At 63.5% G+C, this 5,710-nt stretch carries 6 protein-coding genes; 1 reads left to right on the top strand and 5 read right to left on the bottom strand.

Going from position 1 to position 5,710, the window contains the following annotated elements:
* The coding region (locus MOV74_RS29735; protein ID WP_246930258.1) for an AGE family epimerase/isomerase at positions 1-251 on the top strand (251 nt) is incomplete at its 5' end.
* Positions 252-315: 64 nt separating this feature from the next.
* Here the strand turns inward: MOV74_RS29735 and MOV74_RS29730 are convergent.
* From MOV74_RS29730 to MOV74_RS29710, 5 genes are all read right to left on the bottom strand, one after another.
* The gene (locus tag MOV74_RS29730; RefSeq protein ID WP_246930257.1) at positions 316-1,155 is read right to left on the bottom strand and encodes an ABC transporter ATP-binding protein; all 840 of its coding nucleotides are present in this window, start codon (positions 1,153-1,155) and stop codon (positions 316-318) included.
* Positions 1,156-1,280: 125 nt separating this feature from the next.
* On the bottom strand, positions 1,281-2,564 hold the full coding sequence (locus MOV74_RS29725; protein ID WP_246930256.1) for an ABC transporter substrate-binding protein: 1,284 nt from the start codon (positions 2,562-2,564) through the stop codon (positions 1,281-1,283).
* Positions 2,565-2,608: 44 nt separating this feature from the next.
* Positions 2,609-3,682, bottom strand: coding sequence for a branched-chain amino acid ABC transporter permease (locus MOV74_RS29720; protein ID WP_246930255.1), 1,074 nt, complete (start codon positions 3,680-3,682; stop codon positions 2,609-2,611).
* Between the two features lie 2 nt (positions 3,683-3,684).
* The gene (locus MOV74_RS29715; RefSeq protein ID WP_246930254.1) at positions 3,685-4,578 is read right to left on the bottom strand and encodes a branched-chain amino acid ABC transporter permease; all 894 of its coding nucleotides are present in this window, start codon (positions 4,576-4,578) and stop codon (positions 3,685-3,687) included.
* 214 nt (positions 4,579-4,792) lie between these two features.
* Positions 4,793-5,710: AMP-binding protein (locus MOV74_RS29710; protein WP_246930253.1), on the bottom strand; the 918-nt coding region annotated here is incomplete at its 5' end.

The following is a 5,710-nucleotide window of genomic DNA, read 5'->3' as shown; positions in this document are numbered from 1 at the left end:
GCCGACTTTGGCCGCAGACCGAAATCGCGAAGGCGTGGATCGCGCAGGCCGAGTCCGGCGAGGCGGGCGCAGCGGACGAGGCGCGTGCGGCGCTGGTGCGGCTCGAACGGCATTATCTCAACCATCCCGTGAGGGGCGGCTGGTACGACCAGTTCGATCGCGACGGCAAGTCGCTGATCGACACCATTCCCGCGTCGTCGTTCTATCATGTTCTCTGCGCAGTCACGGAAGCGGAACAGGTGCTGGAGTAAGTGTCTCTTGTTCTGACGCGTTTTCTTCACGCGAACCGGTCCCACTTCGCTTGAAAACGCTATGTCAAAGCCAGCGCTTGCGCCGCTTGAAGCTCTTGAGGTTCTTGAAGCTCTTGCGCTGGTCGCCCGCGCCGCCGAGGTAGAATTCCTTGACGTCCTCGTTGTCGCGCAACTCGTCGGCGGTGCCGTCAAGCACGACCTTGCCCTGCTCCATGATGTAGCCGTGGCTCGCCACCGACAGCGCGGCGCGCGCGTTCTGCTCGACCAGGAGGATGGTGACGCCGAGATCGCGGTTGATTTTCTGGATGATCGAGAACACCTCTTTCACCAGCAGCGGCGACAGGCCCATGGAGGGCTCGTCCATCAAGATCATCTTTGGGCGCGCCATCAGCGCCCGGCCGATCGCGAGCATCTGCTGTTCGCCGCCGGAGAGGTAGCCGGCAAGGCCGGTACGCTCTTTCAGGCGCGGAAAATAATTGAAGACCATGTCGAGGTCGGCGTCGACCTCGCGGTCCCTGCGGGTGAAGGCTCCGAGCTTGAGGTTCTCCAGGGACGTCATGTCGGCGACGATGCGCCGCCCCTCCATCACCTGGAAGATGCCGCGGCGGACGATCTTGTCGGGATCGATACCGTCGATCCGCTCGTTTTCGAACACGATTTCGCCGCGCGTGACTTCGCCGTCCTCGGTCTTGAGCAGCCCCGAGATCGCCTTCAGCGTCGTCGACTTGCCGGCGCCGTTGGCACCCAGCAGCGCCACGATCGCCCCCTTGGGCACCTCGAGGCTGAGGCCGCGCAGCACAAGGATGACGTCGTCATAGACGACCTCGATGTTGCGCACTGCGAGGAGGGGCGGGGCGGCGACGGCCGTCGGCTTGGTGCGGGATGCTTCGAGAGTGTCGGTCATTGGTGTGCCTACCAAATAGCTACGCTCGTCATGCCCGGGCTTGTCCCGGGCATTCACGTACTTCGTGCCGTGAAGTCAGACGTGGATGGCCGGGACAAACCCGGCCATGACGTCCTGAGTTTGCGTTACCAGCCCAGCAATTCCGGCTTGCGCGGCAGCTCGACGGTCTTGACCTTCTCGAGCTTGATCGTGCCCTTGGCCATGAGATCGTTGAGGTCGCCGTCGGTCGCGCCCGAGATCTTGGTGCGATAGAGATCGACCTTCAGCGTGCCGCGATGGTCCTTGTCGGTCCAGGTCGAGGCATTGCAGACGCCTTCCATGCCGGCCGGCACCCAATCCTTCTTCTGGTAAAAGCCCTTGGCGACGTTCTCACCGGTGGCGCCGCCGTTCTTGGCGGCCCAGTCGATCGCCTCCTTCATGTACAGCGCCGAGCAGACGGCCGCGACGTAGTGCACGGGACGATAGACCTTGCCGCTGGCGTCGGACATCTTCGAGATCTCCATCAACGTCTTCATGCCGGGCGCATCGCCGCCCCAGCTCACCGCGGTGCGCAAGGGGAAGATCACGCCGTTGGCGGCATCGCCGGCCGTCTTGGCGGCGTTCTCGTCCATGCCCCAGACATTGCCCATGAACTGGATCTCGACGCCGGCGGTCTTGCAGGCCTTCAGCACCGAGATGTTGGAGGCGGCGGTGTTGCCGAGATAGGCGTAGTTGGCACCCGAAGATTTCAGGCTCAGGCACTGCGCGCTGTAGTCACCCGGCGCGAGCGCGAACACCAGCGGCGGCAGCACCTCGAAGCCGAGCTCCTGCGCCATTGCTTCACCGGCAGCCTTCGGCGCGTTCGGATAGGGATGGTTGGCGCCCATGTGCACGAATTTCGGCTTGCCGGACTTGCCCTTGGCCTTCCAATCCTCGGCGGCCCACATCAGCATTGCGCGCAGCGAGTCCGAATAGCTCGGGCCATAGAAGAAATTGTAGGGCGCGGGCTTGGCCTTGCCGCTGACGCCTTCGGGATCGGTGAGGGCGGCGGCATAGGAGCCGGACATGTCGGGAATCTTGTCCTGGGCGAGGAAGCCGGTCAGGGCCTCGGTGTCGGCCGTGCCCCAGCCCATGATCGCGGCGACCTTAGAATCCGGCGCCGACCACTTCTTGTAGAGCGCGATCGCGCGCGGCACCTGATAGCCATAGTCGTTGGTGTCGACGTTGAGCTGCTTGCCGCCGACGCCGCCGTTCTTGTTGACCCAGGCGAAGGTGTCGGCGACGGCCTGACCAAAGGGCGTGCCGACGTCGGAGGTGCCGCCGGAATAGTCGGCGAGGTGCCCGATCGCGATCTGCGCCTGCGCGCCTGCCGAAAATGCGGCGATCGCCATGGCGAGCGATGCGGTGCTCAAAAGGGACTTCATCGTCATGGGTCGGTTCCTCCTGTTTATTGTTTAAGTGAAGTTGCCCGCGCTCAATGCGAGAACGGGTAGAGTTTCCAGTACGCCTTGATCTGCCGCCAGCGATGCGCGAGCCCGTCAGGCTCGAACATCAGGAACGCGATGATGATCACCCCGATCGCGATCTCGCGCAGGAAGGTGATGTTGGTGTTGAGCGACAGCGCCTTGTCGATCGCGCCGCCCTTCAAATAGTGGCTGATGAACTCCATCCCCTCGGGCAGGAGCACCACGAAAGCGGTGCCCATCAGCGTGCCCATGATCGAGCCGGTGCCGCCGATGATGATCATGGCGAGGAACAGGATCGAGCGCTCGATGCCGAAACCCTCCTGCGACACCACGAGCTGGTAGTGCGCGTAAAGGGCGCCGGCGATGCCGGCGAAAAAGGCGGCGAGCCCGAACGACAGCGTGCGGTATTTCGTCAGGTTGATGCCCATGATCTCGGCGGAGAGATAATGGTCGCGGACCGCCACAAGCGCGCGGCCGTCGCGGGTGCGCATCAGATTGGTGACGAGGACATAGCTCGCCAGCACATAGGCCAGCACGACGTAGAAATACTGTTTGTCGCCGCGCAGCGTGTAGCCGAAGATCGAGAACGGGTTTGCGCTTGCCGGCACCGAGCCGCCGGAGAACCATTCGGCACGGGAGAAAAAGTCGAGCAGGATGTATTGCGCGGCGAGCGTTGCGATGACGAGGTAAAGCCCCTTCAGCCGCGCCGCCGGGATGCCGAAGATCAGGCCGACCAGCGCGGTGACGATGCCCGCGAGCGGGATTGCGAAGAACACCGGGATCGGCGCGTTGTTGGAGATGTACGCCGAGGTGAAGGCGCCGAGCAGGAAGAAGGCCGCGTGCCCGATCGAGATCTGACCGGTGAAGCCGACCAGGATATTCAGGCCGAGTGCCGCGATCGAGAAGATGCCGATCTGGATCAGGATGCTGAGCCAGTAGCCGCTGAAGAATTGCGGCGCGAGGCACAGCAGCAGCACGCCCGCGATGGCGAAGTTGCGGCTGGTGGTGGTCGGGAAGATCGTGGTGTCCGCCGCGTACGAGGCGCGGAAATCACCAGCAGGAATGAGGGCAGGGCCGGCCATGGTCAGATCCGCTCGATGTCATGGGTGCCGAACAGCCCGTAGGGCTTGATCATCAGCACGATGATGAGGACGTAGAACGGCGCGATCTCGTAGAGATTGCCCCAGTGCAGGTATTCGCTGTCGATATATTGCGCGACGTTCTCGAGCAGGCCGATGATGATGCCGCCGAGCACGGCACCGCCGACCGAATCGAGCCCGCCGAGGATCGCCGCCGGAAACACCTTGATGCCGTAACCGGCAAGGCCCGAGGACACGCCGTTCACGACCGCGACGACGACGCCTGCAACCGCCGACACCGTCGCCGAGATCGCCCAGGCCATCGCGAACACGCTCTTCACGGAGATGCCGAGCGACTGCGCCACCTGCTGGTTGAACGCGGTGGCGCGCATCGCAAGACCATATTTGGATGCGCGGAAGAACCAGGCCATGCCGATCATCATCGCGACCGACACCACGAGGCTCATGACATAGACGGTCTGGATCTGGAGGCCGAACAGGCTGACCGACTGGCTCTCGAACACGCGCGGGAACGGCTGCGGATTGACGCCGAACATCCATTTCAGCGTCGCCTGGAGCACGGTGGAGAGGCCGATCGTCACCATGATCACCGAGATGATGGGCTCGCCGATCATCGGCCGCAGGATCAGGACCTGGACCGCAATGCCGAACACGAACATGAATACCAGCGTCATCGGCATGCCGATCCAGAACGGCACCTGGTATTTCGCCAGCAGGGCCCAGCACACCCAGGCGCCGACCAGCAGCAATTCACCTTGCGCGAAATTGACGACCTGCGTCGCCTTGTAGATCAGCACGAACGACATCGCGACCACGCCGTAGAGCGTGCCGACAACGAGGCCGTTGACCAGGAGCTGGATGAGGAAGGCGGTGTTCATGTGATGCTCGCGGACAAATGCGGCGCGCTCTTCCCCTCTCCCCTTGTGGGAGAGGGTGGCTTCGCGAAGCGAAGACGGGTGAGGGGTTGTTTCGGCAGTGACGGTGCGGAGAGACCCCTCACCCGAGTAAGGGCGTGGCTGATAGCGGAGAGGCCCTCTCCCACCAGGGGAGAGAGCACATTAACGCGCATCGCGCTCGTTGCCGACGGAAACATCACTCCGCCGCCTCCGCCATGTGACCATGCCCGCCGAGATCCACCACGCGCAGTGTGGTCCGCACCCGCTGCGTGGTGCCGTCCTGGAAGCGGATTACGGTATCGACGGGGATGTCGGCATCGCCGCGGTAGATGGCGTCGATGATCCCGGCGTATTTCTCGTTGATGACGCTGCGGCGCACCTTTCTTGTGCGGGTGAGCTCGCCGTCGTCGGCGTCGAGCTCCTTGTACAGCAGGAGGAAGCGCGAGATGCGCTGGGCCGGCGGCAGCGTGGCGTTGACGGTCTCGACCTCTTTCTGAAGCAGCGCATAGACTTCGGGCCGCGAGGCGAGATCGCTGTAGGTGGTGAAGGAGAGGCGGTTCTTCTCCGCCCATTTCGAGATGATGGAGTAGCGGATGCAGATCATCGCCGCGAGCGCGTCGCGGCCTGCGCCCAGCACCACGGCTTCGGCGATATAGGGCGAAAATTTCAGCTTGTTCTCGATGAACTGCGGCGAGAAGCGCTCGCCGCGCGAAGTCTCGGCGAGATCCTTGATGCGGTCGATGACGACGAGCTGCTGGTTCGCGTTGAAATAGCCGGCATCGCCCGACAACATCCAGCCGTCCCTGATGTCCGCGACGCTGGCCTCGGGATTCTTGTAATAGCCGAGAAACATGTTGGGGTGCCGCACCACGATCTCACCGACGCCATGGACGTCGGCGTTATCGATCCGGATCTCGACGTCGTCTGACATCGGCACGCCGGTTGTATCAGGGTCGACCTTGCCCTCGGGATGCAGCGTGTAGGCTCCCAGCAGCTCGGTCTGGCCGTACAGGGTGCGCAGCGGCACGCCCATGGCCTGGAAGAACTTGAAGGTCTCAGGACCGAGCGCCGCGCCGCCGGTCGCGGCCGAGCGCAGCCGGGTGAAGCCGAGGCG

It is taken from the genome of Bradyrhizobium sp. SHOUNA76, from assembly GCF_023006445.1.
Taxonomy (GTDB): Bacteria; Pseudomonadota; Alphaproteobacteria; order Rhizobiales; family Xanthobacteraceae; genus Bradyrhizobium.
This window is presented reverse-complemented; position numbering and strand designations above follow the sequence as displayed.